We start from the raw sequence: 25,754 nt of genomic DNA, 5'->3' as shown, positions 1-25,754 counted from the left end.
CCTCTTAACCGGACCCGTGCGATGAGCGATTCCTCCTTGCCCCAGCGCCCGCTCGAACAGACTGCATTCGACGAATGGCCCGACGCGGTTCGCGCGCTATTCGACGGCTCGTCGCTCGCGAGCAAGACCGGTTTCACGGCCTCGCTGCTGACCGTCGACGCGAATCAGCATATCCGCACATCGCTGCTCGGCGCTGGCGAGTTGTATGCGCCCGATTCGCGCACGCTGTGTATCGCGCTCTGGCCGCAAGCCCGGGCGGCGCGCGCAATCGCGCAAAGCGGGCGGGCGGCATTGAGCTTCGTCCTGGAAGAGGCGTTTTATCAGGTGCAGTTGCTTGTCGCGCCGCTGCCGCCCGCCGATGGCGACGACAGCGGTCTCGTCTATATGAGCTGCACGATCGATTCAGGCGAAACGCAAAGCGTGCGCTACGCGCGCCTGACAAGCGGCATTACGTTCGAACTGGAAGAAGGGGCGGAGAAGGTGCTCGATCGATGGGAGCGGCAGATCGAGCAGCTGAAACGGGCTGCGGCGTTGGGGGGCTGAGGTGAGGCCCCGCGCCGGTGCTGCGGCTGTGTTGGCTGCGTGGTGACGAGGAGGGCTTTGGGGCCATTTGGCCCGTATAGTGCGCTTTGCGCGTGGCGGCTGATGGTGAGGCTAGATGGCATCTGAGCTGGCTGCCGGGCTTGACGGCGGTAGTCGGCGGCCTAGCTGAGAGCCGGCAACCTTCACCCGGCAACCTCAACCGCCCGCAGCCTCAACCTCCAACCTCAACGACCACGCTGGCCGCTGCGCGCCGGGTTGCCCCCGCGCGGCGAATCGTTGCGCGACTTTGCGCCGCCGAGCAATGCACCCGGATTGCCGCTCTGCGGTTTGCGCGGCGCGTGCTGCGCGCCGCTACCTTCATGAGCAACAGCGCGCGGACGGTCGTCCTGACGCTGACCGTCGCGGCGCGACTGGCCACCGTTGCCGGCCGGCTTCGCGGCTTGTGGCTTCGGCTGCTGCTGGCCGTTCGCCGGGCGTTGCCCCGAGCGCTGCGCTGGCTTCGCGGCACCGCCGTTGCCAGCCTTCGCAGCGCCTTGACCTTGTTGACGCGGCGAACGACCGCCGCCGCCACCGCCCTGGCCCCGGCGCAAAATCGGTTCCGGCTTCGCGGTCGGGTCCGGTTCGAACCCGACGATTACTTCCTGCGGCACCGGACGCTTGATCAGCTTCTCAATGTCCTTCAGCAATTGCAGTTCGTCGACGCACACCAGCGAAATTGCCTCGCCCGTCGCACCCGCGCGACCGGTGCGGCCGATCCGGTGGACGTAATCTTCCGGCACGTTGGGCAGATCGAAATTGACGACGTGCGGCAACTGATCGATGTCGATACCGCGCGCGGCGATGTCGGTGGCGACCAGCACCTGCAGCGTGCCGTCCTTGAACTCGGCAAGCGCGCGCGTACGAGCCGACTGGCTCTTGTTGCCGTGGATCGCCAGCGCGCTGATGCCGTCTTTGGTCAACTGTTCGGCAAGGCGATTGGCGCCGTGCTTGGTGCGCGTGAATACCAGTACTTGAAACCAGTTGTGCTGCTTGATCAGGTGCGTGAGCAACTCGCGCTTCTTGTCGCGATCCACCGGGTGAATCTTCTGTGCGACTGTTTCCGCGGTCGTGTTGCGGCGCGCGACTTCGATCAGCGCCGGCGAGTCCAGCAGATTGTCGGCGAGCGTTTTGATCTCGTCGGAGAAAGTAGCCGAGAAGAGCAGGTTCTGGCGCTTCGGCGGCAGCTTGGCCAGCACGCGTTTGATGTCGTGAATGAAGCCCATATCGAGCATACGGTCCGCCTCGTCGAGCACGAGAATCTCGAGATGCGACAGGTCGATGGTCTTCTGCTGCATATGGTCGAGCAATCGGCCAGGCGTCGCGACGACGATGTCCACGCCGCTTCTGAGCGCACCGATCTGCGGATTGATGCCGACGCCGCCAAACATCACCGTCGACTTCAGCTTCAAATACTTGCCGTAAGCGCGCACGCTTTCTTCGACCTGCGCGGCCAGTTCCCGCGTAGGCGTGAGGATCAGCGCGCGCACTGCACGCTTGCCAGACGCGGATGCGTGCGGCGGCATGGAATTGAGACGTTGCAGAATTGGCAGCGTGAAACCGGCCGTCTTGCCGGTGCCGGTTTGCGCGCCAGCGAGCAGATCGCCGCCGTTCAGCACAGCGGGAATCGCTTGCGTCTGGATGGGAGTCGGAGTGGTGTAGCCCAGTTCGTGTACAGCGCGGACCAGGGGTTCGGACAAGCCGAGGGAATCAAAAGACATAGAAACTCTTTGCAATGCAGTTTCGCGAGCGGCACACGTGGGCCCCCAGCGGGCACAAATGCGGCATGAACACGCCGCATGGCGTGATCGAGATCAAGGCCGTAGCCCAGTTCCGTTCGCAGAGAAATCGGCGGCACGCTCGGATGCGTGCCGAATGCTTCAACGCGCTATGCAGACACGTTGACTGGCCTTAAGTTGCATTTCGCCGCCGTGGACGTTACGCGACATAGCGCGCAACGCTGACGAATTGACACAGACTGCCCGCCAGTACGAACAGGTGCCAGATACCATGTCCGTGCCGGATGCGCTCGTCGTTGATGAAGAAGTAGATGCCGGCGCTGTAGATGACTCCGCCGGCCACGAGCCAGGCAGTGCCCGCAGCCGGTAATGCTTGAACCAGCGGGCGGACGGCAACGAGCGCGAGCCATCCCATCAGGACATACAGCACCATCGAAACGCTGCGGGTGCGTCGCCCGAGCGTCAATTCCTGCACGATGCCGAGAGCAGCAAGCCCCCAGCTTACGCCGAATAGCGACCATCCCCACGGCCCGCGCAACGTGACAAGCGTGAACGGAGTGTAGCTTCCGGCGATCAGCAGATAGATCGCCGAATGGTCGCATTTCTGCAGCACTGCCTTGATACGGGGACTGCGCACGCTGTGGTAAAGCGTCGAGATAGCATACAGCACGAACAGCATCGCACCGTACACGCTGAAGCTGACCACCTTGTATGCGTCGCCCTCTACCGCACCCATCGTCACGAGCGTAGCCAGCCCCGCCACCGACAGCACGGCGCCGACGAGGTGGGTAATGCTGTTGAAACGCTCACCGACATGCACGGGTCTTTCCTCCTGCACGGTTTCATTGAGGCATGTGTTGCCGAAGCCTCATGATACCGGTCCTCAAAAAACGAAGGGCGCGGCCGCGAATTTCGCAGGCCGCGCCCCTGGTGCATCGAACGCTGCTTAGTCGAGCGGCGCCGAACGCAGATCCGACACTTGCTGCGGCGACACGGCCGTGCCGTGGTTGCCCCACGACATACGGATATACGTGACGACAGCTGCTACTTCCTGATTCGACAGCGATTGCGCGAACGGCGGCATGCCGTACGGATGCGGATTCGCGTCCGTGCTCGGAGGATAACCGCCGTTCAGCACCATGCGGATCGGGTTGACCGCCGACGGCATCTGGATCGACTGATTGTTCGCGAGCGGCGGGAAGGCCGGCGGCTGTCCGAGGCCGTTGTCCGCGTGGCACTTCGCGCAGTTGTCAGCGTAGATCTTCTGACCTTGCTTCAACAGTTCGCCGCCGAACTTTTCGGACGTTTCCAGTTGCAGCGGTTCCGGTGCTTCGCTCTTCTGCGGAATCGTCTTCAGGTACGTGGCCATTGCGTTGATGTCCGCATCGGTCATGTACTGCAGGCTGTTGTGAACCACTTCGGCCATCGGGCCGAAAACCGCACCGCGGTTCGACACACCCGTTTTCAGCAGATCGGCGATGTCTTTCGTTTCCCAGTCGCCGAGGCCCGCTTCCTTGTTCGACGTGAGCGACGGTGCGTACCAGTTCTGCAGCGGAATCAGGCCGCCAGCAAAAGCCGCCGAGCTGACCGGGCCGCCCATTGCGTTGATCGACGTGTGGCACATGCCGCAATGGCCGAGGCCTTCGATCAGGTACGCGCCGCGGTTCCACTCGACCGACTTGGTCGGGTCCGCCTTGTACTCGCCTTCACGGAAGAACAGCGTGCGCCAGCCGATCAGCATGTTGCGCTGGTTGAACGGGAACTTCAGTTCGTGCGGGCGGCTCGCCACGTTGACGGGCGTGACCGAGCGCAGGTACGCATAGATCGCGTCCGAGTCGGCGCGCGTGACCTTCGTGTAGCTCGTGAACGGGAAGCCCGGATAGAGCAGGCTGCCGTCTTTCGAGCGGCCGGTGTGCATGGCGCGGTAGAAGTCGTCCTGCGTCCACTTGCCGATACCGTACTGATCGTCAGGCGTGATGTTCGGCGTGAACATCGTGCCGAACGGCGTGGCCATGGGCAGGCCGCCGGCGAACTGCTTGCCGCCGCGGACCGTGTGGCAGGCGATACAGTCGCCGGCGCGGGCGAGGTATTCGCCCTTCTTCACGAGCGCAGCCTGGTCGGCGGGCGTTGCCGCCACGGCCGAGCCGTTGTGCAGATTGTCGCCGCCCGACCACAGGACGGGAACGAGTGCAGCAGTCGCAACAACGACAACTGCCGAGAGGGCGAACAAAGACTTGCGTTTCATTTGAGTGTCTCTCCCGGTGCCTTATTGCGGTTCGCTGCCGCAGGCAAGCGGAGTCTTCATCGAGCGGGCCGGAGCCGGCACGGGGTTTTGTGGGGCCTGTTGCGTGGAAAGCCAGGCAGCGACCGCGTTCACGTCTTCGTCTGTGAGACGCGTGGCGATGGTGTGCATGCAATCAGGTGCGATTGCGTGGCGCGTGCCCGAACGCCATGCGCCGAGCTGCGCGCTGATGTAGTCGGAGTGCAGACCGACGAGACCCGGGATTGCCGGCTCCATACCGGTCAGACCCTTGCCGTGGCAGGCGGCGCAAGCCGGAATCTGCTTCGACGCGTCGCCGTTCAGCACGATCTGCTGGCCGCGAGCGAGCGTGGTCGACGACACCGTCGGCTTGGCCGGCTGCGGATAGGGCGGACGTTGCTTCGAGAAGTACGTGGCGATCTGATGCAGGTAGTCGTCGGAAAGATACGTGACGAGGTAATTCATGGGCGGGTACTTGCGGCGCCCTTCGCGGAAATTCTGCAACTGGTTGTACAGATAGTCGGCCGGCTTGCCCGCGAGACGCGGGAAGTAGTCGTTGTCAGTACCTTGACCGTGCGTGCCGTGGCAGGCCGTGCAACCTTGCACGCGCGCTTCCATAGTATCGGGGGCCTTCGGTTGAGTCTGCGCTTTCGCAGCGCTATAGACACCCGCGGAGCCGATCAGCAGAAGGGCAAGCAACGGGCGGAAAATGCGTCTTGAAGACACGCGTAACTCCATCAAAATCGGGGACCTGACCGAACTTCGAGCGGCTCGGTGTGAAGGGCAGCCGGCGCTGCGGCGACGCAGCATTCTATCATCGAAGGGTGATGATGACTATTTGCCACATTCGACAAGCTTACGGCCGTCACGGGCGTGCGACAGTTTGACGCGCATCGCCGCACGGAACCGCCGCGACTTTCAGACTTCGCTGCGTGGTCCACCGCTGCAATCGCTGTACCCGACAAACTTTTGTCCGCTCGATGTTGAACCGACCCGCGCGCGTGCCATCGAAGCGTACACTTCCGGGCGCCGAACCGCGGACGAGATCTGTCCGCGGCCAGGGACCCGGTTCATCCGGTCCGGCAGGCGCCCGCCGTTTTCCCGTTTATCTGCTATCGGCCTTACATGAAGCTAATCAATCTTTTCAGCCCGGCCTGGTTTTCGTCCGCGCTCGGCGCCGCGGCGCTCGTTATGACGTCCTCGGCATTCGCACATGCGCATCTGGTTTCCAGCGAACCTGCAGCCAACGCCGAAGTCGCGGCACCCGCAGAGATCACCCTCCACTTCAGCGAGCCGCTCGAGCCGGCCTTCAGCAAAATCGCGCTGAACGACGCGAACGGCAAGGCAGCAGCGCCCGCAGCGTCGGAAGTCGACAAGCACGACGCGCGCGTCATGCATCTGACTCTCCCGCAGTTGGGCGCGGGACGCTACGCGGTGCACTGGACCGCCGTGGCCACCGACGGTCATCGCACGCAAGGCGACTTTGCGTTCATCGTCAAATGAGCATCGACGGATTGTGGATCGGGCAGGTCGCCATGGCCGCGCTCATGAATGTCGCGTTTGCGTTTGCCGTCGGTTCGGCACTGCTCGGCGCGTGGCTCGCGAACGACGCCAAGGCGAAGGTCGCGCCCGGGCGTGCCGCCTGGTTGCGCGCGCAACGTTCAATGCTGACGGCGAGCGTCGTCCTGGTGCTCGCAGACCTCGGCTGGCTGTTGTATCAGGCGGCGTCGATGAGTGGCGTTGCGCTTCCCGCCGCATTTGCCTTCGTGCCGACGGTGCTTACTCAAACGCATGTCGGCTACGGCTGGAGCATTGCGTTCGCGGGCGCACTGGTGTTGCTGGGCACGGCAATGACGGCTCATAGCGGCATGTTGCGCAACGCGCTCCTGTGGCTCGCGGTGATTGCAATCGCCGCAGGCAAGGCGTCGCTCGGGCACGCGGTGGACGCGGGCCCGGCATCCGCGGCCATCGCAATGCAAACGCTTCACGTGCTCGTGACCAGCGTGTGGGCCGGCCTCGCGATTACGGCCGGACTGGCGGTGTTGCCGGCGCTCGGCTTGTCGACCGCGCGCGGCATATTGATCCGCACAGCGACGCAGGTATCGAACGTGTCGGTGGTCGCGGTGGGATTCGTGCTGCTCTCCGGCATCTTCAACGCGGTGCGCGGCTCCGGTGGTTCATTCGAGGCGATTGGGTCAAGCACATGGGGCCACGTTTTGATCCTCAAGCTTTCGCTTGTCGGTCTCGCGCTCGTGCTCGGCGGCCTCAATCGCTTCCTTGCGCTTCCGCGTCTGCGCCGTACTGCATCGACGATGGACGCCCATACGTTCACCAACGTGCTTTATCTGGAGGCGCTTGCCATGATCGGCGTTCTCGTCGCAGCCGCGGCGCTGTCGCATAGCGTGCCGGCGTTCGCGATGGTGAACTGAGTTCTAAACGCGAGAGGACCTGCGTCACCGCGCGGGCCGTATTGTGGCGTACACGTCTATGCATCCGCGTGAGAACGCGCCGCACGGTTTCAACGTGCGGCGCGATGACCAACTCGAGTGAACAACCGCGTGTCGAGCATTCGCCCGATCGACCAATTCATTCCAGACCCAGCCGGTGCCCGAGAATCGGCGCACAAAATAGCGCGATTGCGCAGCCAGCTACTTTGCCTTCGAGTTCGGCTGCTGCCGCATGGGCGCCGTAGACATGCATGAGCAGATCGAAAAGCTGAGGGACGCAATACACGACGGCGGCGCCGACAAACCATTTTTCAATCGCCGCGATGCGCCAGCCGCGTTCATACGCAACGGCCGCGCCGATCACGCGAAGCACGCCGAATAGCACCAGCGCGCCGACGGCCGCCTGCTCGCGCAGCAGATAATCCGGAATGAATTCGCCCATGAGACTCCCCGATGCATTCGTTGTTCGGACGCATTTCAGCAAGGAGCAGGCCATGCATCTGTCTGATGGCGAACAAAGGGCAAGCAAGCCTATCGGGCAAGGCCAGATGCGACGCAAGTCGCAGCGCTGTGATCGGTCGCGGCGCCCAAAAGAGAACGCCGCCCGCAGGCGGCGTTAGTCAGCAAGCGAGTGAAGCGATCACCACTCGGCGACGCTGCCGTCCGCGTGACGCCAGACCGGATTGCGCCAGCGATGGCCGACCTTCGCCATCTCGCGTACTTTCTCCTCGTTCACTTCGATTCCGAGGCCCGGACCTTGCGGAATCGACACGAAGCCGTCTTCGTATTTGAAGACTTCGGGGTTCTTGATGTAGTCGAGCAGGTCATTGCCCTGGTTGTAGTGAATCCCGAGGCTTTGTTCCTGGATAAACGCGTTGTAGCTCACGGCGTCGATCTGCAGACAGGTTGCCAGTGCAATCGGGCCGAGCGGACAGTGCAGCGCGAGCGCGACGTCGTAGGCTTCGGCCATCGACGCGATCTTGCGGCACTCGGTGATCCCGCCTGCGTGCGACGCGTCCGGCTGGATGATGTCGACGTAGCCGCCGGACAGAATGTGCTTGAAGTCCCAGCGCGAATAGAGACGCTCGCCGAGTGCAATCGGCGTGTTCGTCTGATTGACGATGTCGCGCAGCGCTTCTGCATTTTCCGAAAGCACTGGCTCTTCGATGAAGAGCAGTTTGTACGGGTCGAGTTCTTTCGCCAGCACCTTGGCCATGGGCTTATGCACGCGGCCATGAAAGTCCACGCCGATGCCGATGTTCGGCCCTACCGCCTCGCGCACGGCCGCGACGTTGTTGATGACGCCTTGCACCTTGTCGAAGGTGTCAATGATCTGCAACTCTTCTGAGCCGTTCATCTTGACGGCCTTGAATCCACGTTCAACCACGGCGCGCGCGTTGTTCGCGACGTCGCTCGGACGGTCGCCGCCGATCCACGAATACACCTTGATCCGGTCACGCACCTGGCCGCCGAGCAGCGCGTGCACCGGCACGCCGTGATGCTTGCCCTTGATGTCCCACAGCGCCTGGTCGACGCCGGCAATCGCGCTCATCGTAATCGGACCGCCGCGATAGAACCCTGCGCGATACATGACCTGCCAGTGGTCTTCAATCAGAAGCGGGTCTTTGCCGATCAGATAGTCCGACAACTCCTCGACCGCTGCCGCGACCGTATGCGCGCGGCCCTCGACCACCGGCTCGCCCCAGCCGACGATGCCTTCGTCGGTCTCGATCTTCAGGAAGCACCAGCGCGGTGGAACGATGAAAGTTTCGAGCTTGGTGATTTTCATAGTGTGCGTCTCCGATCGCATGCCAAATTTTCGAGGATCTTCATGCTACAACAAAAGGCCGCTACAGTACTATTAATAGTACTATTTGCCACATGTTGAGCGGCTTCGCCGCAAGGAGGAACCTATTCAGCACGATCTGCATGGGCGCGTCGCCTACAGGCTGGCTACTGCGATTCTGCGCGGCGATTACGCGCCCGATTCGATTCTGCCGCGTGAGGCGGAGCTAATGGACGCGTTTGGCGTGAGCCGCACGGTGTTGCGTGAGGCGCTGCGCACGCTGACATCGAAAGGGTTGATCGAATCGCGCCCGCGCGTGGGCACGCGGGTGCGCCCACGGCACGCGTGGAATCTACTCGATGTCGATGTGCTCGACTGGTATTCACGCGTCGCCGAGCCGATGCAGTTCGCGCTCAAGCTGCAGGAAATGCGGGAGATGATCGAGCCGTATGCCGCGGGTCTCGCGGCCGCTTCGCATTCCGACGAGACATTCGGCGCACTTGCGGCCGCTCACGCCGCGATGGCCGGTGCGCGTAACGTCGACGAATGGGTGCGTGCCGACCTGCAATTTCACCTGAGCGTGTTGATTGCGTGCAGCAATGAATTGCTGATACCGCTCGGCACGCTGATCGAGCGCACGCTCGAGGCACAGCTTCGGCTGAATGCGAAACGTGCGGACGTCTTCAACGCTTCGCTCGCCGAACATACTGCGGTGTTCGAGGCGATTCGCGACCGCGACGCGCACAGGGCGCGCGACGCAATGGCGCGCCTGCTCAGCGTGACGCGCGCCCGCATCGAGGCGTGAACGGTTCATCGCCGCATGTGCCGTCGACGCGTCTTGCGTCTTATGCGTTTGGCGGAGTGTCAGCAGTGACCGAATGACCGGCAGCTTCGCGGCGATGAGTGTCAGCAGTCAATGCCGGCATGCCGCGGTCCGAGCCGCTGGCGAATTTTCGGCTAGGCCGGCGTGAAAGTGATCGCCTGCTATGCGTGTGAACGACGCAACTGGCGCAGCCGCTTCCGGTCGCGTGCTATTTCGCCTCGGAGCCTGTAACCGTGCCTGACGGCGGCGCAAGTTCATAGCAGCCCGGCGCGATTTTGCCCGCTTCCGGCGCTTGTGGATCGATGCACTTGAAAGCGCTTTGATCGCGCTGCACGAAAATGGTGTCGGCGGGACCGCCCGCGCCGCGAGCCGTATTGACGACGGCGACGATCTTGTAGCCGTTTTGCAGGAGTGTCGACAACGTGGTCTGACTTGCTCGCCACTGATTGTCGGTCGATGTTTGCGCCAGAACGGCAGTTGCGGAAGCGGCGCCGAGAAGCGCGATCGATACGGCAGCCACGGCGCGCGCGGCGGTGCGGAACGTCATCAAGAAACCTCCTTGAAGTTGCGGGTGTAAAACAAAAAAGCCGCTGAACCTTGCGGATCAGCGGCTTTTTCTTGCAACTGGTGGCGAATCAGGGACTCGAACCCCGGACCTGCGGATTATGATTCCGTCGCTCTAACCAACTGAGCTAATTCGCCGAAAGAAGCGAGATTATGAGGATAGCACCGAGGGCTGTCAACCCCCGGCGCCCAACTTTTTCAGTTGCCGCCTCGACAAGGCTCCTCAATCCTTTGCGTAGATGTCCGAGTCTTTGGTTTCACGGACGAACAGCATGCCGATCACGAAGGTAATGAGCGCGATCACGATCGGATACCACAAGCCCGAGTAGATATTGCCCTTCGCCGCGACGATCGCAAACGCCGTGGCGGGCAGGAAGCCGCCGAACCAGCCGTTGCCGATGTGATACGGAAGCGACATCGACGTATAGCGGATCCGCGTGGGGAACATCTCGACCAGCATCGCCGCGATCGGTCCATAGACCATCGTCACGTAGATCACGAGGATCGTCAGAATCACCACGCTCATCGGCCAGTTGATCTGCGAAGAATCGGCCTTCGGCGGATAACCGGCGGACTTCAGCGTCGTCGAAAGCGACTTGTCGAACACCTTGCCCTGATCTTTGGCGTCGGCGGCTTTGCCGTCATAGGTGGAGACCACCGTATCGCCGACCTTGATCTGCGCGAGCGTGCCCACCGGAGCCGCAACGTTTTCGTAGTTCAAGCCGGACTTCGAAAGCGCACTCTTCGCGATGTCGCACGAACTCGTGAACTTCGACGTGCCGACCGGATTGAACTGGAACGAGCATTCGTCCGGGTTTGCGATCACAACGATCGGCGCCTTCGCCGTGGCCGTTTCAAGCGCCGGGTTGACATAGTGCGTCAGCGCCTTGAACAGCGGGAAGTACGTGAGTGCGGCGATCAGCAGGCCGGCCATGATGATCGGCTTGCGGCCGATCCGGTCCGACAGCGAGCCGAAGAACAGGAAGAAGGGCGTGCCGATCAGAAGCGCAATGGCGATCATGATGTTGGCCGTCGCGCCGTCCACCTTCAGCGTCTGCGTCAGGAAGAACAGCGTGTAGAACTGGCCCGTGTACCAGACCACAGCCTGGCCGGCGGTCAGCCCGATCAGCGCGAGGATCACGACCTTCAGGTTCTTCCACTGGCCGAAAGCCTCGGAAAGCGGTGCCTTGGACGTCTTGCCTTCGGCCTTGATGCGCTCGAACACCGGCGATTCGTGCAGTTGCAGACGGATCCACACCGAAACACCGAGCAGGAGGATCGACGCGATGAACGGAATCCGCCAGCCCCATGCGCCGAACGCGTCTTCGCCCATTGCCGTGCGCACGCCGAGAATGACCAGCAGCGAGAGGAACAGGCCGAGCGTGGCAGTCGTCTGGATCCACGCGGTGTAGAAGCCGCGACGTCCCGGCGGCGCGTGTTCGGCCACATAGGTTGCAGCGCCGCCATATTCGCCGCCGAGTGCGAGGCCTTGCAGCATGCGCATCGCGATGAAAATCACCGGCGAAGCAATGCCGATCGCCGCATAGCCGGGCAGGAAGCCGACCAGGAAGGTCGACAGACCCATGATCACGATCGTGACGAGGAACGTGTACTTGCGGCCGACCATATCGCCGAGCCGTCCGAACACCACCGCACCGAACGGCCGGACTGCAAAGCCCGCGGCGAAACTGAGCAGCGTGAAGATGAAGCCCGCAGTCGGATTGACGCCCGAGAAAAAGCTCTTGCTGATGAAGGCCGCGAGCGAACCGGCCAGATAGAAGTCGTACCACTCGAAAACCGTACCTAGCGACGATGCGAAGATCACCCGCTTCTCATCGCGCGTCATGGGCACGGGCGAAATGTGTCCGCCAACGGTAGCCATATGTCGTCTCCAATATTGATATGCACGCGGTGCGCCGGCCCGCGGCGTTCCCGTGCAACCGATTATTGGAGTGAAAACTTACGGCCTTCTGACATGAACGGCTGCTGCCGCAGCTTTTGATGCGCCGGCGGAATGTCGAGAACATCCGTCAACTGGCATGCAACGTCGCTTCGCGTGGCATGAACGCCGCCTATCTAGCTATCTGGCGCCCGTCGCGGTCAGTTCGCGTTAGGGTAAGTCCTGCCCCGTTCCAGCACATGCAAACTGACACGTACGAGCGTGCCTGCGAGCCGCGGGGAGTTTTGATAGACGTTGTCGTCGATAGTCAGCTCGCCGCCGTGCATCGTCGCGATCTCGCGAACGATCGCAAGCCCGAGGCCGCTGCCGTCGCCCTCACGGCCGAGAATCCGGTAGAACCGCTCGATCACTCGCGAACGTTCGGCCACTGGAATGCCGAGGCCTGTATCTTCCACTTCCAGATGCACGAGCCGCGCGGCTTTCTCGTGCCGCACCCTGACCGTGATGCGGCCGCCCGCCGGCGTGTAGCGAATGGCGTTGTCGATGAGATTCGACAACATTTCGCGCAGCATGACGGGATTGCCTTCGACTTCGACGGGCTCGTCCGGCGCTTCGTAGCCGAGATCCATTTGTTTGGCGAACGCGGCCTGCACCCAGTCGCGCACGGCGTTGCGGGCCACTTCTGTCACTTCCACCGGCGTGAAAATCTGTCCGGACATGCGGTTTTCCGCGCGAGCGAGCGCCAGCAACTGCGTGACGAGGCGGGCGGCGTGTTCCGAACTCGTCGCAATCTGCTCGAGGGAGCGATGCACTTCCGCCGACGCGTCCTGCCGCAACGCCAGCTCCGCCTGGGTCCGCAGGCCGGCAAGCGGCGTTTTCATCTGATGCGCGGCGTCGGCGATGAAGCGCTTCTGCAATTCCATGTTCTGTTCGAGGCGCGTCAGCAGATCGTTGAACGACGTGACGAGCGGCTCGATTTCCGGAGGCGCGCGACGCGCTTCCAGCGGCGACAGGTCGTCGGGGCGCCGCGCGCGGATATGCGCCTGCAATGCGTGCAGCGGCGCGAGACCACGCGACAGGCCGAACCACACGAGCAGGATGGCGAGCGGCAGGATCACGAACTGCGGCAGGATCACGCCTTTGATGATGTCGTTGGCAAGCTGACTGCGTTTGTCGAGCGTCTCGGCGACCTGCACGAGCACGGGCTCCGCGCCGGGCGTCTGCGGAAACTCGACCGTCGTATAAGCCACGCGGATGTCGTTGCCGCGCAGCATGTCGTCGCGAAATGCGACGAGCCCCGGTTGCGGCCGGTCTTCTTCGTGCGGCAGCGGCATGTCGCGCTCGCCGGCCACCAGTTCACCTCGTGTGCCGAGCACCTGATAGAAAACACTGTCGACGTTGTCCGTGCGCAAAAAGTCGCGTGTGGAGTCGGGCAGCGTCAGTTCGGCCACGCCGTTGACCGGGTGGATCTGGCGCGCGAGCACATAGGCATCGGTTTCGAGCGCGCGGTCGAACGGTCCGTTCGCGATCGACTTGGCGACCAGATACGTCACCGCGAGACTCATCGGCCACAGCAGCAACAGCGGCGCGAGCATCCAGTCGAGAATTTCGCCGAATAGCGAGCGCGGGCGGGCCTCGGCGGCGGCTTCGGTTTCGTCGGGCGGAGCGAACGGATTGGCGTAGCGCTCGTCGCGCGCCTCGTCGAGATCCGCCGCGCGGGCCGTCGCGCGATCGGCGCGTGCGGACATGGGTGTGCTCTATTTGTAGTGGTGGCTCGCCGGCATCCCGTCTGACTGCGGCGACGAAGGCGAAGAAGGCGGCTCGGGTTCGGGCTCGGCGGGCGCGGACGCGGCGGCAGTCGTATTGAGGTTTGCGGGCGCGACCGCCTTCTCGAGACAGTAACCGAGCCCGCGCACGGTAATGATGCGTACGCCGCTCGGCTCGATTTTCTTGCGCAGCCGGTGCACGTACACCTCGATCGCGTTGTTGCTGACTTCCTCACCCCATTCGCACAGATGATCGACGAGTTGCTCCTTCGAAACGAGACGCCCGATTCGCTGCAGCAGTACTTCGAGCAGTCCGAGTTCACGCGCCGAAAGCTCGATCACCTGCTCGTTGATATAGGCGATCCGGCCCACCTGGTCGAAAGACAGCGAACCGTGCCGCACGACCGTCGGGCCGCCGCCCGCACCGCGCCGCGTCAGCGCGCGCACACGCGCTTCGAGTTCGTTGAGCGCGAATGGCTTGGCCATGTAGTCGTCGGCGCCCAGATCGAGGCCTTTGACCCGTTCGTCGACGCTGTCTGCGGCGGTCAGGATCAGTACGGGCAGATTGGAGTTGCGGGCGCGCAAGCGGCGTAGCACCTCGAGTCCGGACATGCGCGGCAGGCCGAGATCGAGAATCAGCAGGTCGAAACTTTGCATCGATAGCGCGGTGTCGGCCTCGACGCCGCTCTTCACGTGATCGACAGCATAGGCCGATTGGCGGAGTGATCGAACCAGACCGTCCGCGAGTATGCTGTCGTCTTCGGCAATCAGAATTCGCATGGTGCGCCAGCTCAAGGCTTGGCCGGCACCTCGGGTGTCCCCGCGGCGCACAGCGGTCTCCGAAAATCATTGTGGGTGGTTTGGGCAGCGCGGCGGTAAACATGCGCGTTCGCATGAGAATCGCGCTTGCCAAAACCACTGTTTTTTTATACAGTGTCTGGGTTTCGTGTGCTGTCCTTCAAAAGGTGGGCCGCACATCTGCCTCAGACGCCGTTCATCATAGCAAAGGACGATTCATGGAAGAAAGCAAGAAAGGCTCGGCTGGACTGACTGCTGAAAAGAGCAAGGCACTCGCTGCCGCCCTCGCGCAGATCGAAAAGCAGTTCGGCAAAGGGTCGGTCATGCGGCTCGGCGCAGGTGAGGTAGTCGAAGACATCCAGGTCGTTTCAACGGGATCGCTCGGCCTCGACATCGCACTTGGCGTCGGCGGTTTGCCGCGTGGCCGCGTGGTTGAAATTTACGGTCCGGAGTCGTCGGGTAAAACCACGTTGACGCTGCAAGTTATTGCTGAAATGCAAAAGCTGGGCGGCACGGCAGCGTTTATCGACGCGGAACACGCGCTGGACATCCAGTACGCGGGCAAGCTCGGCGTGAACGTGAACGACCTGCTGGTTTCGCAACCGGACACGGGTGAACAGGCGCTGGAAATTGCCGACGCACTGGTGCGTTCGGGCTCGATCGACATGATCGTGATCGACTCGGTCGCGGCGCTCGTGCCGAAGGCTGAAATTGAAGGCGAAATGGGCGATTCGCTGCCGGGTCTGCAAGCGCGTCTCATGTCGCAGGCGCTGCGCAAACTCACCGGCACGATCAAGCGCACGAACTGCCTCGTGATCTTCATTAACCAGATCCGCATGAAGATCGGCGTGATGTTCGGCAACCCGGAAACCACTACGGGTGGTAACGCGCTGAAGTTCTACGCGTCGGTGCGTCTGGATATTCGCCGCATTGGTTCGATCAAGAAGAACGACGAAGTGATTGGCAACGAAACCCGCGTGAAGGTGGTCAAGAACAAGGTGTCCCCACCGTTCCGCGAGGCGATTTTCGACATCCTGTATGGCGAGGGTATTTCGCGTCAGGGCGAAGTCATCGACTTGGGCGTGCAAGCCAAGATCGTCGACAAGGCCGGCGCGTGGTACAGCTATAACGGTGAGCGTATCGGCCAGGGTAAGGACAACGCGCGCGAATTCCTGCGCGAGAATCCGGACATTGCTCGTGAAATCGAGAACCGTATCCGCGAATCGCTCGGCGTGAATGCAATGGCTGAAGCGGTGACCGGCGCGGGCGCAGAAGTCGCGGGCGAAGAAGAGTAACCATTACGTGATACGCAAGGGCCGGCCACTGTCCGATACCGGACGCAATGCGGGCGGCCCGCGTAATGACGAGAACGATTCGGTCGATCCGTCCGAATCGTTCGACGCGCATGATCGCGCTGCTGGCCGTGGCCCGCGGCGCGCCCAGTTCCAAAAACCGCCTGCTAGCCCAAATTCCGCAGATTTCTCGGACCCATTCGAGACTGCAGGAAATGCCACGGCTACCGAGCCCACGTACAGCCGCTCACGTGACTCACGCCGAGCATCCGCCGACGCGAAGTCCGGACAAAACGAAGCGAAGAAATCCCAGCGTCCCGCACGTTCGCTTAAGGGGCGCGCGCTCGGCTATCTGTCTCGTCGCGAATATAGCCGCAGCGAACTTGCCCGTAAGCTGAAGCCGTTCGTCGAAGAGAACGACTCGCTCGATACGCTGCTCGATACGCTGGAAGCCGAGAACTGGCTGTCCGATTCGCGTTTCACCGAAAGTCTGATTCATCGCCGGTCGTCGCGAATGGGCACGAGCCGGATCGTCGGCGAATTGAAGCAGCATTCTGTCGACCAAACGCTAGTCGAAGAGGCGAGCGCCCAATTGCGCGAAACGGAGCTTGCGCGCGCCCGAGCGGTGTGGCGCAAGAAGTTCGGCGAACTTCCGCAGACATCGGCCGAGCGCGCGAAGCAGGCGCGTTTTCTTGCATCGCGCGGTTTCTCGGGCGCCACGATCGGCAAAATCCTCAAGGGCATCGACGAAGAATGGAGCGGTGAATAGGCGCAAGCTGGGGCGTAGTCCGCGACCGCGCGCACAGGGTCGTCGAGCACGAAACCGGCTCTGGGCGGCCTGCAGGCCGTTTCGCCGCATTCGGGGCTGTCTCAAATACCCAGTATGCTAAAATTCACGCGTTTTCCAATTCGGCCTTTCCTTTCCGCATGCCGCTTTCCTCGCCAGTGCCCCGTCAATTGCGCCATCGCCGCGCAATCAGAGCGGAAGCTTTTGAGCGAGCCGATGGCCTGTGGGATGTGGAAGCGTGCTTGACCGACGAAAAGCCACGCGATGTGGCGCTTGCGTCGGGCGTCCGGCCCAATGGTCAACCGATCCATGAACTCTGGCTTCGCATCACCATCGATCGCAAGCTCAATGTCGTCGACGCCGAGGCGTCGTCCGACTGGGTGCCCTATCCCGGGCTATGCCAAGCCAGCAATCCTGCCTATCGTGCCCTCATCGGGCTCAATCTCCTTCACAACTTCCGTCGCGATGCTGCCCGTTTGCTGGCCGGCACGGCTGGTTGCACACATCTCACCGAGTTGTGCGCGATCCTGCCGACCGCTGCTATCCAGGCGTTCGCCGGCGACGTGTGGGATACCGGTGACAAGGCGGCAGGCGCGAGCGCCAGTTCAGAAAATGAGTCGGCCGACGGTACCGCCGAACGTTTAAGCGACAAACCGCCATTCCAGTTGGGACGCTGCCAGGCGCTGCGTTTCGACGGGGAGGCAGTGCAGAAGTTTTACCCGCGCTGGTATGGCTATGCGCCACGCCCAGCTGACCGCCCGGCATCGCCAGACAACGGGGCGGCCCGCCAAGAAGGCAGGGGCAATGCGCCCGGCATGTTGGACGGTAGCGGAAACGAAGTTCAATCCAACTCTCAGACTGAAGGGAATCACGCATGAAGATTCACGAGTACCAGGGTAAGGAAATCCTGCGGAAATTCGGCGTCGCGGTACCGCGCGGCAAGCCGGTCTTCTCGGTGGATGATGCGGTCAAGGCCGCGGAAGAGCTCGGCGGCCCGGTTTGGGTCGTGAAGGCTCAGATCCACGCGGGTGGCCGTGGCAAGGGTGGCGGCGTGAAGGTTGCCAAGTCGCTGGAACAGGTTCGCGAATACTCGAACCAGATCCTCGGCATGCAACTCGTCACGCACCAGACTGGTCCGGAAGGCCAGAAGGTGAATCGCCTGTTGATCGAAGAAGGCGCGGACATCAAGAAGGAACTGTATGTCGGCCTCGTGATCGATCGTGTTTCGCAGAAGATCGTCGTGATGGCATCGAGCGAAGGCGGCATGGACGTCGAAGAAGTCGCGGAAAAGACGCCCGAGCTGATCCACAAGGTTGCGGTCGATCCGTCGACGGGCCTGAAGGACGCCGAAGCTGACGACCTCGCGAAGAAAATCGGCGTGCCCGACGCATCGATACCGCAAGCGCGCGCGATCCTGCAAGGCCTCTACAAGGCATTCTGGGAAACCGACGCATCGCTCGCCGAAATCAACCCGCTGATCCTGACGGGCGACGGCAAGGTCATCGCGCTCGACGCGAAATTCAACTTCGATTCGAACGCACTGTTCCGTCATCCGGAAATCGTCGCGTATCGCGATCTGGACGAAGAAGATCCGGCTGAAGTCGAAGCGTCGAAGTTCGATCTGGCGTACATCTCGCTCGACGGCAACATCGGCTGTCTGGTGAACGGCGCGGGCCTCGCAATGGCAACGATGGACACCATCAAGCTGTTCGGCGGCGAACCGGCGAACTTCCTCGACGTGGGTGGTGGCGCCACGACGGAGAAGGTCACGGAAGCGTTCAAGATCATGCTGAAGAACCCGAACCTGACCGCGATTCTGGTCAACATCTTCGGCGGCATCATGCGCTGCGACGTGATCGCGGAAGGCGTGATCGCGGCGTCGAAGGCCGTGTCGCTGAAGGTGCCGCTCGTGGTCCGCATGAAGGGCACGAACGAAGACCTGGGCAAGAAGATGCTCGCTGAATCCGGTCTGCCGATCATCGCGGCTGACAGCATGGAAGAAGCGGCTCAGAAGGTCGTCGCGGCCGCTTCGGGCAAGGCGTAAGCCTAGTCCACAGCGCGTTTACCAGGATTAACCAGGATTACGAATGGCATCGCGCGAGCGACGCTGGCGGCGAACGTGTCGTCCAGTGGCGCTCCCGCGCGACGCCAAACGAACAGAGGTCAATACATGTCGATTCTGATTAACAAAGACACCAAGGTCATCACGCAGGGCATCACCGGCAAAACCGGTCAGTTCCACACGCGTGCTTGCCGTGAATACGCAAACGGCCGCGAAGCGTACGTTGCCGGCGTGAACCCGAAGCGTGCCGGTGAAGACTTCGAAGGCATTCCTATCTACGCGAGCGTCGCTGAAGCCAAGGCTGAAACGGGCGCGACCGTGTCGGTGATTTACGTGCCGCCGGCGGGCGCTGCTGCCGCAATCTGGGAAGCAGTCGAAGCCGACCTGGATCTCGCAATCTGTATCACGGAAGGCATTCCCGTGCGCGACATGATCGAGATCAAGGACCGCATGCGTCGCGAAAACCGCAAGACGCTGCTGCTCGGACCGAACTGCCCGGGCACGATCACGCCGGACGAGCTGAAGATCGGCATCATGCCGGGCCACATCCACCGCAAGGGCCGCATCGGCGTCGTGTCGCGTTCGGGCACGCTGACGTATGAAGCAGTTGGCCAGTTGACGGCGATCGGCCTCGGTCAGTCGTCGGCAGTCGGCATCGGCGGCGACCCGATCAACGGTCTGAAGCACATCGACGTCATGAAGATGTTCAACGACGATCCGGAAACGGACGCCGTCATCATGATCGGCGAGATCGGCGGTCCGGACGAAGCGAACGCGGCCGAGTGGATCAAGGGCAACATGAAGAAGCCGGTGGTTGGCTTTATCGCCGGTGTGACGGCGCCTCCGGGCAAGCGCATGGGCCACGCTGGCGCGCTGATCTCGGGCGGTGCCGATACGGCCGAAGCGAAGCTGGAAATCATGGACGCATGCGGCATCAAGGTCACGAAGAACCCGTCGGAAATGGCGCGTCTTCTGAAGGCCATGCTGTAAATCGAAACTGGCGCCCAGTTAGAGCGCCTTTTTTGATACGCTTACGAGATCCTTTCGTTAGCGTGCGGTTTCAAGAGCGGGGGAGTTAAACACTCCTCCGCTTTTTTATTGGCCGCGCTTCCCGTTCCCTTCTATCCTTTCGCTCATGTTCGAGTTCCTCGCCACGCTCCATTGGGGCGCAGTCATTCAGATCATCGTCATAGACATCCTGCTGGGTGGCGACAACGCCGTCGTGATCGCGCTTGCCTGCCGCAATCTGCCGCCAGCCCAGCGCACGAAGGGCGTGCTGTGGGGCACGGCGGGCGCCATCCTGTTGCGTGTCGTATTGATTGCATTCGCGGTCGCGCTGCTCGACGTGCCGTTGCTGAAGTTCGCGGGGGGGCTGTTGCTGTTGTGGATCGGCGTTCGCCTGATGGCGCCGGCGCACGACGCGCACGAGAACGTGAAGCCCGCTGACAAGCTGATCTCGGCAATCAAGACGATCATCGTCGCGGATGCCGTCATGAGTCTCGACAACGTGATCGCCATTGCGGGCGCGGCCGAGGCCGCCGACCCGCAGCATCGCCTCGCGCTCGTGATTTTCGGGTTGGTGGTGAGCATTCCGTTGATCGTGTGGGGCAGCCAGTTGGTGCTGAAGCTGCTGGACCGTTACCCGATCGTGATTACACTCGGCGCTGCGTTGCTCGGGTGGATCGCGGGCGGTCTTATCATCAACGATCCGGCAGGCGACCGTTGGCCGGTCCTCGATACGCCGGTAGCCGAATATGGGATGAGCATTGCCGGTGCGCTGTTCGTCGTGATCCTTGGCTACCTGATCAAGCGTCGCAACGCGAATCGCGCGGCGGCTCAACATTAGCCATTCGGCCGACTGGGTGACACGAGCGTCGCTCGCTACGATGGAAGCGCCTGTTCCCGATCCGTGGGGCAGGCGTTTTTCGTATCAGGAGCCTGCCGATGATCGTCACTTTGCCTTATTCCCCATATTCCCAGTCCGCGCTGATCTCACAGTCGCGGCTCACGCGAGCACGCTGGTCGTCTACATTTGCGCGCGCGTGCCGGCGCCTCGGTCTCGGTTTTACGCTGATCGAACTGATGATCGTGCTTGCGATTGTCGGCGTGATCGCGGCCTACGCGATTCCCGCGTATCAGGACTATCTGGCGCGCAGCCGTGTCGGCGAGGGCTTGTCGCTTGCGGCGTCGGCGAGACTCGCCGTATCGGAAAACGCGGCGAGCGGCAACGCGTTTAGCGGCGGCTATGCGTCGCCGCCCGCGACGCGCAACGTCGAGTCCGTCCATGTCGACGACGACACGGGTCAGATCACCGTCGCCTTCACGACACGTGTGGCTCCGTCCGGCTCCAACACGATCACGCTCGTACCGTCGGTGCCCGACAACGTCGATGCACCCACCGCACGCGTTGCGCTGACAAAGGGTTCGGTGCAGGCAGGCGCGCTCGCGTGGGAATGCTTCGCTGGCGGTAAAACGGCTTCGTCTTTGCCGGCGCCAGGCGCGGGACCGAGTCCTGTCAACGCGCCTACGCTGTCGTCGAACCTTGCACCGCCCGAGTGCCGCACGTAATGCAACGGACGGGCGCATGGCGGGCGGTTCGAGCGTAAATCGCTGATTTTCGGGATATTTCGGCTGGGCCGGCGCACAGCACAAGGATTTTTTTGTATAGTGCGCCGGTTGCTGACGCCCACCGCTTATTCGATGCCCACCCCATTCGCGCGCTACCTGTCTCTCGTTCTATTGGCTTTCGCGTTGGTGCTGCCCTATGCAGTCGTCAACCATACCTATCCGATTCCGACGTTCTACGCGGAGTTCACCGCGCTCGCGCTGTACCTGTTGGTGGGCGCGGGCGTCGTCTTCCTGATCGCGAGTTCGCGGCCGCGTATCGCCTTTGCGTCCCCTGTCGTCGCACTCGTGCCGTTGCTGTTCGGCTTGCTGCTGGTCGCTCAGTCGGCGGTGTTGCCGGTCTCCCAGCCGTCGATGAACTGGCTCGGCGGCGGCTTTCTGCTCGCCGCTTTCATGGCGACACATGCGGGCTACGGTTTCGTACGCGCGAAGCTCAATGAGACGGCGCTCCGGTGGGCCGCCTCAGCGCTGGTTGTCGGCGGTCTTTACGCGGTGTTCTGCCAGGTCATTCAGCTTTTTCATCTCGAGGCGCGAGTATCGCCGCTGGTCGTCGCGTACAACGTGACCGTCGAGCGTCGGCCGTTCGGCAACATGGCGCAGGCGAATCACCTCGCCACTTATATCGCGTTCGCGATGGCGGGCGCACTGTTTCTCGTCCAGACGCGCCGGATCGCCGTCGCCATCTGGGCATTGGTGTCGACGCTATTCGCAGTCGGACTCGCGCTGACCGTCTCGCGCGGACCGTGGCTGCAAATGGGCGTGATCGTGGTAGCCGGTTTCTGGATGGCGTTTGCGCAGACTCGCGCCGAGCCGCAATTGCGCCGCAGTCATCGTCAGTGGGTTATTCCGATCGCGTTGGGGGTGATGTTCTTTGTCGTCAACGCGCTGATTCGATGGGCCAACGTGCGCTATCACCTAGAGCTGGGGCAGTCCGCGGCGGATCGCTTCAAAGATGCCGGCCAGATCGCGCCGCGGCTCGCACTTTGGAAATACGGCTGGACGATGTTTCGGACTCATCCGCTGATGGGCGTCGGTTGGGGCGAGTTTCCGAGTTATCAGTATCAGTTCGCGAAGACCCTCGGCGGCGTCGAGATCGCCAACAATTCACACGACATTTTTATCGACCTGCTCGCGAAGACGGGCTTGATCGGCCTCGCGATCGTGCTGTTCGGTCTCGTTACGTGGCTGGTGCGCGTAGTGCGCGCTCCGCAGAGCGCCGCGCGTGTTTTCGGCATCGCGCTGATCGGCGTGCTCGTCATGCATGCGCTCGTGGAATATCCGCAGCAGTACATGTTCTTCCTGCTGCCTGCCATGTTCGTGTTCGGCCTGCTGGAGACACGCCCGCTGCGTCTCGTGCCCGCGCGCTTGTCGTTCGGCGCGTTTGCGGTGGTCGTGTTCGGTGGCATTGCTGCGCTGTATCCGGTTTATCGCGATTACGCGCGCGCTGAGGTGCTGTATTACGGCTCGCGTCCGGCCGAACAATATCGCGCCGATCCGTCGTTCCTGTTCCAGGCATGGGGCGAATACGGTATGGCCACGCTGTTGCCGATGGATTCGACGGATCTGCAACGCAAGCTCGCGATGCACCGCCAAGCGATGGCGCTGTTGCCCGGCGAAACCGTGCTGCGTCGTTATGCGGTGCTGCAGGCGTTGAGCGGCGATACGGCCGCGGCATTCGACACCGTTGAGCGGCTCAAAATCTTCGCGCAGGAGTTGAAGGACTGGCCGTCGCAATTGAGCTACCTGTACCAGCTCTGCGATGAGCAGAAGACGCTCGCCGGCTTCAAGGCCGAACTGGTCAAGCGTTATGGCATGCCGTCGGGCGACGTCGCGCCGGACGACGACAGCGAGGAGGATTGAGCCGCGCTGTCGTTTTAAGTTGAGTCGAAGAGGGGACGACGTGAGTGGGTATTCAGCCCGCCACCCAATCCCCCGACTTCCCGCCGTGCTTCTCAAGCACCCGCACATCGGTGATCGTCATTCCGCGATCCACCGCCTTGCACATGTCGTACACCGTCAGCAGCCCAACCTGCACGGCGGTGAGTGCCTCCATCTCAACTCCGGTTCTGCCCAGCGTCTCGACCTGCACGGTGCAATGCACGCCCGGCAGCGTGTCGTCGAGTTCGAAATCCACTTTGACGCGCGTGAGGGCAAGCGGATGACACAGCGGGATCAGGTCGGCGGTGCGCTTCGAGCCCTGGATCGCGGCAATGCGCGCTACGCCGATCACGTCGCCCTTTTTGGCGTTGCCGTCGCGGATCAATGCGAAGGTTTCCGGCAGCATGCGGATCGAACCGCGTGCGATGGCAATGCGCTTCGTCTCCTGCTTGCCGCCGACGTCCACCATGTGCGCGTCGCCGGCAGCGTCGAAATGAGTGAGTTCAGGCATGGTTGGCTCCTTCAGAGGGCGCCTATCATAGCAGTGCAGCGCGGACGTCTGGCTTGCACGAACGGGACGGATCCGCGCAACGGCTGATTACAATTGCGGCGTGCCCGCTTATCTTAGACTGCTTGTCCCTGAGCGAAGGGCGTCGCTTTCCGATTCCGTCATACGAACTCGCAATGCGTCCGAACCGGTTCCTTGCTGCGTTGCTGTGTGTCGCGCTTGCAGCGCCGCCCGAGGCGTTCGCACAAGCGCGGGCCGCCTCCGGCGTCGCGCCTGTCGTCACCCAGTCCGCCGAGCCGCCGCTCGTCAGCGGGCCGGTGGAGTCTTACTCCAATCCGATGGTGCCGCCTGAGATCGCCCAAGGCGTGTTCGGCGTGTACGGCGGCGCGGAAAGCCGCTTTTCCGGCAATTTTGGTTTGAACCGCGGCGCCGGCAATTCGACCGGTGGCGGAAGCAACGACGGCTGGCGCGCGCCGATTGCCGCGCAGCAACTACCCGACCTCGGCAGCGGCGGCTCGGGCTCGCTTACGCCGCCGGCGGAGCGCAAGCTCGGCGAACGCGTCATGCGCGACTTGCGCCGGGACCCCGACTATCTCGACGACTGGCTGGTACGCGACTATCTCAACTCAGTCGCCGCGAAGCTCGCCGCGGCGGCCAACGCGCTCTATATCGGCGGCTATCGCCCGGACTTCGATCTGTTCGCGGTGCGCGACACGCAGATCAACGCCTTCTCGCTGCCGGGCGGTTTCATCGGTGTGAACACGGGGCTGATTGTCGCCACGCAAACCGAGTCTGAACTCGCGTCCGTGCTCGGTCACGAAATGGGGCACGTCCTTCAGCGCCATATCTCGCGGATGATCACCGCCGGTGAGCGCAGCACCTACGCCGCGCTCGCCAGCATGCTGTTCGGCGTTCTCGCGGGCGTGCTCGCGCACAGCGGCGACCTGGGCAGCGCGATCGCGTTCGGCGGCCAGGCTTATGCCGTCGACAACCAGTTGCGTTTCTCCCGATCCGCCGAGCACGAAGCCGACCGCGTCGGCTTTCTCCTGCTCGCCGGCGCAGGCTACGATCCGTATTCGATGATTACGTTTTTCGGCCGGCTCGACCGCGCGGCAATGAGCGACACCGGCATACCGGCGTATGCGCGCACCCATCCGCTGACCGGCGAGCGGATCGCCGACATGGAGGACCGCGCTCGCCGCGCGCCTTACCGTCAGCCGCATCAGGCCGCCGAATACGGGTTCGTGCGTGCGCGAGCGCGTCTGTTGCAGGACCGTTCCCGCAGCGAGTACGCGGACGAGATCTCGCGGATGCGCTCGGAGATCGAGGACCGCACCGCGCTGAACATCGCGGCTAACTGGTACGGCATTGCGTTCGGCCAGATGCTGCTCGAACGTTATGACGACGCGGCGGCTTCGCTGGCGTCGTCGCGCGCAGCGTTTGCCGCGGTCACACAGGCGACCAGCGACGCCGCCCGCAGTTCGCCGAACCTCGACGTGCTGGCCGCCGACATTGCGCGGCGCGCGGGCCATGACGACGAAGCCGTCCGTCTCGCCGACCTCGCGCAAAAGCGCTGGCCACAGTCGCATGCCGCTATCGACATGCACATACGCACGCTGCTGACGTTGCGGCGATTTACCGAAGCCCAGGCGCTAGCGCAGAAAGAGACGCAGGCGCAGCCCGATCAGCCCACATGGTGGTTGTATCTCGCGCAGGCAAGCGTGGGGACTGGCGACGCGCTCACGCGGCGCCGGGCGCTCGCCGAAAAGTTTGCGCTCGAAGGCGCGTGGCCGTCGGCGATCCGGCAACTGAAGGACGCGCGCGATATGAAGACGATCGGCTATTACGACCTCGCGACCGTCGACGCCAGACTGCATGAGATGGAGAAGCGCTACCAGGAAGAGCGGCTCGACGAGAAGGGCTAGGCGCGGGTTGAGCGG

The 25,754-nt window shown here is 62.7% G+C and carries 24 protein-coding genes and 1 tRNA gene; 13 read left to right on the top strand and 12 right to left on the bottom strand.

The genetic code is table 11. The features are described from left to right. The first annotated feature begins 21 nt into the window (after nt 1-21). A complete protein-coding gene (locus H281_RS0121745) occupies nt 22-543 on the top strand; it encodes a hypothetical protein (RefSeq protein WP_020069267.1) in 522 nt (173 codons plus the stop codon). 224 nt (nt 544-767) lie between these two features. Here H281_RS0121745 and H281_RS0121740 read toward each other — a convergent pair whose 3' ends face one another. The 4 genes from H281_RS0121740 to H281_RS0121725 form a co-directional block, all read right to left on the bottom strand. Next, entirely contained in the window at nt 768-2,300 is a 1,533-nt protein-coding gene (locus H281_RS0121740) for a DEAD/DEAH box helicase (protein WP_020069266.1), read from the bottom strand. A 217-nt stretch (nt 2,301-2,517) separates the two neighbouring features. Further along, the gene (trhA, locus tag H281_RS0121735) at nt 2,518-3,138 is read right to left on the bottom strand and encodes a PAQR family membrane homeostasis protein TrhA (RefSeq protein WP_020069265.1); all 621 of its coding nucleotides are present in this window, start codon (nt 3,136-3,138) and stop codon (nt 2,518-2,520) included. 126 nt (nt 3,139-3,264) lie between these two features. Further along, nucleotides 3,265-4,563 carry a c-type cytochrome gene (locus H281_RS0121730; RefSeq protein ID WP_020069264.1) on the bottom strand — a complete coding sequence of 433 codons (1,299 nt, stop codon included), beginning with the start codon at nt 4,561-4,563 and terminating at the stop codon, nt 3,265-3,267. A 21-nt stretch (nt 4,564-4,584) separates the two neighbouring features. Further along, a complete protein-coding gene (locus tag H281_RS0121725; protein WP_033379637.1) occupies nt 4,585-5,316 on the bottom strand; it encodes a c-type cytochrome in 732 nt (243 codons plus the stop codon). Between the two features lie 387 nt (nt 5,317-5,703). Between H281_RS0121725 and copC the strand changes: the two genes are divergently transcribed. Beyond that, nucleotides 5,704-6,081 (top strand): copper homeostasis periplasmic binding protein CopC, encoded by a 378-nt coding sequence (copC, locus tag H281_RS0121720; protein WP_020069262.1) that lies wholly within the window; start codon nt 5,704-5,706, stop codon nt 6,079-6,081. Beyond that, on the top strand, nt 6,078-7,007 hold the full coding sequence (locus H281_RS0121715) for a CopD family protein (RefSeq protein ID WP_020069261.1): 930 nt from the start codon (nt 6,078-6,080) through the stop codon (nt 7,005-7,007). Before copC ends, H281_RS0121715 begins: the two co-directional genes overlap by 4 nt. A 157-nt stretch (nt 7,008-7,164) precedes the next feature. On the opposite strand, the gene H281_RS0121710 is transcribed toward H281_RS0121715, so the two are convergent. Beyond that, a complete protein-coding gene (locus tag H281_RS0121710; protein WP_020069260.1) occupies nt 7,165-7,467 on the bottom strand; it encodes a hypothetical protein in 303 nt (100 codons plus the stop codon). A 198-nt stretch (nt 7,468-7,665) separates the two neighbouring features. Further along, nucleotides 7,666-8,814: a galactonate dehydratase gene (gene dgoD / locus H281_RS0121705; protein WP_020069259.1), complete on the bottom strand. Its 1,149-nt coding sequence runs from the start codon at nt 8,812-8,814 to the stop codon at nt 7,666-7,668. Between the two features lie 85 nt (nt 8,815-8,899). Between dgoD and H281_RS0121700 the strand changes: the two genes are divergently transcribed. Continuing rightward, nucleotides 8,900-9,616: a FadR/GntR family transcriptional regulator gene (locus tag H281_RS0121700; protein ID WP_027804830.1), complete on the top strand. Its 717-nt coding sequence runs from the start codon at nt 8,900-8,902 to the stop codon at nt 9,614-9,616. Between the two features lie 226 nt (nt 9,617-9,842). On the opposite strand, the gene H281_RS0121695 is transcribed toward H281_RS0121700, so the two are convergent. The 5 genes from H281_RS0121695 to H281_RS0121675 all read right to left on the bottom strand — a co-directional run bounded on the left by H281_RS0121695 (nt 9,843) and on the right by H281_RS0121675 (nt 14,644). Continuing rightward, entirely contained in the window at nt 9,843-10,181 is a 339-nt protein-coding gene (locus H281_RS0121695; RefSeq protein ID WP_020069257.1) for a hypothetical protein, read from the bottom strand. A gap of 78 nt (nt 10,182-10,259) precedes the next feature. Further along, nucleotides 10,260-10,336 (bottom strand) — tRNA-Met (locus tag H281_RS0121690). Between the two features lie 85 nt (nt 10,337-10,421). Then, nucleotides 10,422-12,080 (bottom strand): MFS transporter, encoded by a 1,659-nt coding sequence (locus H281_RS0121685; protein ID WP_020069256.1) that lies wholly within the window; start codon nt 12,078-12,080, stop codon nt 10,422-10,424. A 218-nt stretch (nt 12,081-12,298) separates the two neighbouring features. Then, the gene (locus tag H281_RS0121680; protein ID WP_020069255.1) at nt 12,299-13,846 is read right to left on the bottom strand and encodes a sensor histidine kinase; all 1,548 of its coding nucleotides are present in this window, start codon (nt 13,844-13,846) and stop codon (nt 12,299-12,301) included. Between the two features lie 9 nt (nt 13,847-13,855). Further along, a complete protein-coding gene (locus tag H281_RS0121675) occupies nt 13,856-14,644 on the bottom strand; it encodes a response regulator transcription factor (protein ID WP_020069254.1) in 789 nt (262 codons plus the stop codon). Nucleotides 14,645-14,880: 236 nt separating this feature from the next. Here H281_RS0121675 and recA point away from each other — a divergent pair, with 236 nt between their 5' ends. From recA to H281_RS0121635, 8 genes are all read left to right on the top strand, one after another. Further along, a complete protein-coding gene (gene recA / locus H281_RS0121670; protein ID WP_020069253.1) occupies nt 14,881-15,957 on the top strand; it encodes a recombinase RecA in 1,077 nt (358 codons plus the stop codon). A 7-nt stretch (nt 15,958-15,964) separates the two neighbouring features. After that, complete coding sequence (gene recX / locus H281_RS0121665) at nt 15,965-16,723, top strand: recombination regulator RecX (protein ID WP_020069252.1); 759 nt, start codon at nt 15,965-15,967, stop codon at nt 16,721-16,723. Between the two features lie 158 nt (nt 16,724-16,881). Further along, on the top strand, nt 16,882-17,619 hold the full coding sequence (locus H281_RS0121660; RefSeq protein WP_027804829.1) for a DUF2889 domain-containing protein: 738 nt from the start codon (nt 16,882-16,884) through the stop codon (nt 17,617-17,619). Beyond that, a complete protein-coding gene (gene sucC / locus H281_RS0121655; RefSeq protein ID WP_020069250.1) occupies nt 17,616-18,785 on the top strand; it encodes an ADP-forming succinate--CoA ligase subunit beta in 1,170 nt (389 codons plus the stop codon). The genes H281_RS0121660 and sucC overlap by 4 nt, the downstream gene beginning before the upstream one ends. A gap of 126 nt (nt 18,786-18,911) precedes the next feature. Continuing rightward, nucleotides 18,912-19,793: a succinate--CoA ligase subunit alpha gene (sucD, locus tag H281_RS0121650; RefSeq protein WP_020069249.1), complete on the top strand. Its 882-nt coding sequence runs from the start codon at nt 18,912-18,914 to the stop codon at nt 19,791-19,793. A 145-nt stretch (nt 19,794-19,938) separates the two neighbouring features. Further along, nucleotides 19,939-20,649: a TerC family protein gene (locus tag H281_RS0121645; protein ID WP_020069248.1), complete on the top strand. Its 711-nt coding sequence runs from the start codon at nt 19,939-19,941 to the stop codon at nt 20,647-20,649. Between the two features lie 98 nt (nt 20,650-20,747). After that, nucleotides 20,748-21,371, top strand: a complete 624-nt coding sequence (locus H281_RS0121640) for a pilin (RefSeq protein WP_020069247.1) — start codon at nt 20,748-20,750, stop codon at nt 21,369-21,371. A 132-nt stretch (nt 21,372-21,503) separates the two neighbouring features. Further along, nucleotides 21,504-23,288: a PglL family O-oligosaccharyltransferase gene (locus tag H281_RS0121635; protein WP_027804828.1), complete on the top strand. Its 1,785-nt coding sequence runs from the start codon at nt 21,504-21,506 to the stop codon at nt 23,286-23,288. Nucleotides 23,289-23,340: 52 nt separating this feature from the next. On the opposite strand, the gene moaC is transcribed toward H281_RS0121635, so the two are convergent. Next, on the bottom strand, nt 23,341-23,817 hold the full coding sequence (moaC, locus tag H281_RS0121630) for a cyclic pyranopterin monophosphate synthase MoaC (protein ID WP_020069245.1): 477 nt from the start codon (nt 23,815-23,817) through the stop codon (nt 23,341-23,343). 173 nt (nt 23,818-23,990) lie between these two features. Between moaC and H281_RS0121625 the strand changes: the two genes are divergently transcribed. Beyond that, nucleotides 23,991-25,739 carry a M48 family metalloprotease gene (locus H281_RS0121625; protein WP_020069244.1) on the top strand — a complete coding sequence of 583 codons (1,749 nt, stop codon included), beginning with the start codon at nt 23,991-23,993 and terminating at the stop codon, nt 25,737-25,739. Nucleotides 25,740-25,754 lie beyond the last annotated feature (15 nt).

Source organism: Paraburkholderia caledonica, from assembly GCF_000383275.1.
Taxonomy (GTDB): Bacteria; Pseudomonadota; Gammaproteobacteria; order Burkholderiales; family Burkholderiaceae; genus Paraburkholderia; species Paraburkholderia caledonica.
This window is presented reverse-complemented; position numbering and strand designations above follow the sequence as displayed.

Bases quoted from the DNA above. Each gene is read 5' to 3' on its own strand.
- H281_RS0121745 (WP_020069267.1), top strand. From the start codon at position 22: ATGAGCGATTCCTCCTTGCCCCAGCGCCCGCTCGAACAGACTGCATTC.
- H281_RS0121740 (WP_020069266.1), bottom strand. From the start codon at position 2,300: ATGTCTTTTGATTCCCTCGGCTTGTCCGAACCCCTGGTCCGCGCTGTA.
- H281_RS0121730 (WP_020069264.1), bottom strand. From the start codon at position 4,563: ATGAAACGCAAGTCTTTGTTCGCCCTCTCGGCAGTTGTCGTTGTTGCG.
- H281_RS0121725 (WP_033379637.1), bottom strand. From the start codon at position 5,316: ATGGAGTTACGCGTGTCTTCAAGACGCATTTTCCGCCCGTTGCTTGCC.
- copC (WP_020069262.1), top strand. From the start codon at position 5,704: ATGAAGCTAATCAATCTTTTCAGCCCGGCCTGGTTTTCGTCCGCGCTC.
- H281_RS0121715 (WP_020069261.1), top strand. From the start codon at position 6,078: ATGAGCATCGACGGATTGTGGATCGGGCAGGTCGCCATGGCCGCGCTC.
- H281_RS0121710 (WP_020069260.1), bottom strand. From the start codon at position 7,467: ATGGGCGAATTCATTCCGGATTATCTGCTGCGCGAGCAGGCGGCCGTC.
- dgoD (WP_020069259.1), bottom strand. From the start codon at position 8,814: ATGAAAATCACCAAGCTCGAAACTTTCATCGTTCCACCGCGCTGGTGC.
- H281_RS0121695 (WP_020069257.1), bottom strand. From the start codon at position 10,181: ATGACGTTCCGCACCGCCGCGCGCGCCGTGGCTGCCGTATCGATCGCG.
- H281_RS0121685 (WP_020069256.1), bottom strand. From the start codon at position 12,080: ATGGCTACCGTTGGCGGACACATTTCGCCCGTGCCCATGACGCGCGAT.
- H281_RS0121680 (WP_020069255.1), bottom strand. From the start codon at position 13,846: ATGTCCGCACGCGCCGATCGCGCGACGGCCCGCGCGGCGGATCTCGAC.
- H281_RS0121675 (WP_020069254.1), bottom strand. From the start codon at position 14,644: ATGCGAATTCTGATTGCCGAAGACGACAGCATACTCGCGGACGGTCTG.
- recA (WP_020069253.1), top strand. From the start codon at position 14,881: ATGGAAGAAAGCAAGAAAGGCTCGGCTGGACTGACTGCTGAAAAGAGC.
- H281_RS0121660 (WP_027804829.1), top strand. From the start codon at position 16,882: ATGCCGCTTTCCTCGCCAGTGCCCCGTCAATTGCGCCATCGCCGCGCA.
- sucC (WP_020069250.1), top strand. From the start codon at position 17,616: ATGAAGATTCACGAGTACCAGGGTAAGGAAATCCTGCGGAAATTCGGC.
- sucD (WP_020069249.1), top strand. From the start codon at position 18,912: ATGTCGATTCTGATTAACAAAGACACCAAGGTCATCACGCAGGGCATC.
- H281_RS0121645 (WP_020069248.1), top strand. From the start codon at position 19,939: ATGTTCGAGTTCCTCGCCACGCTCCATTGGGGCGCAGTCATTCAGATC.
- H281_RS0121640 (WP_020069247.1), top strand. From the start codon at position 20,748: ATGATCGTCACTTTGCCTTATTCCCCATATTCCCAGTCCGCGCTGATC.
- H281_RS0121635 (WP_027804828.1), top strand. From the start codon at position 21,504: ATGCCCACCCCATTCGCGCGCTACCTGTCTCTCGTTCTATTGGCTTTC.
- moaC (WP_020069245.1), bottom strand. From the start codon at position 23,817: ATGCCTGAACTCACTCATTTCGACGCTGCCGGCGACGCGCACATGGTG.
- H281_RS0121625 (WP_020069244.1), top strand. From the start codon at position 23,991: ATGCGTCCGAACCGGTTCCTTGCTGCGTTGCTGTGTGTCGCGCTTGCA.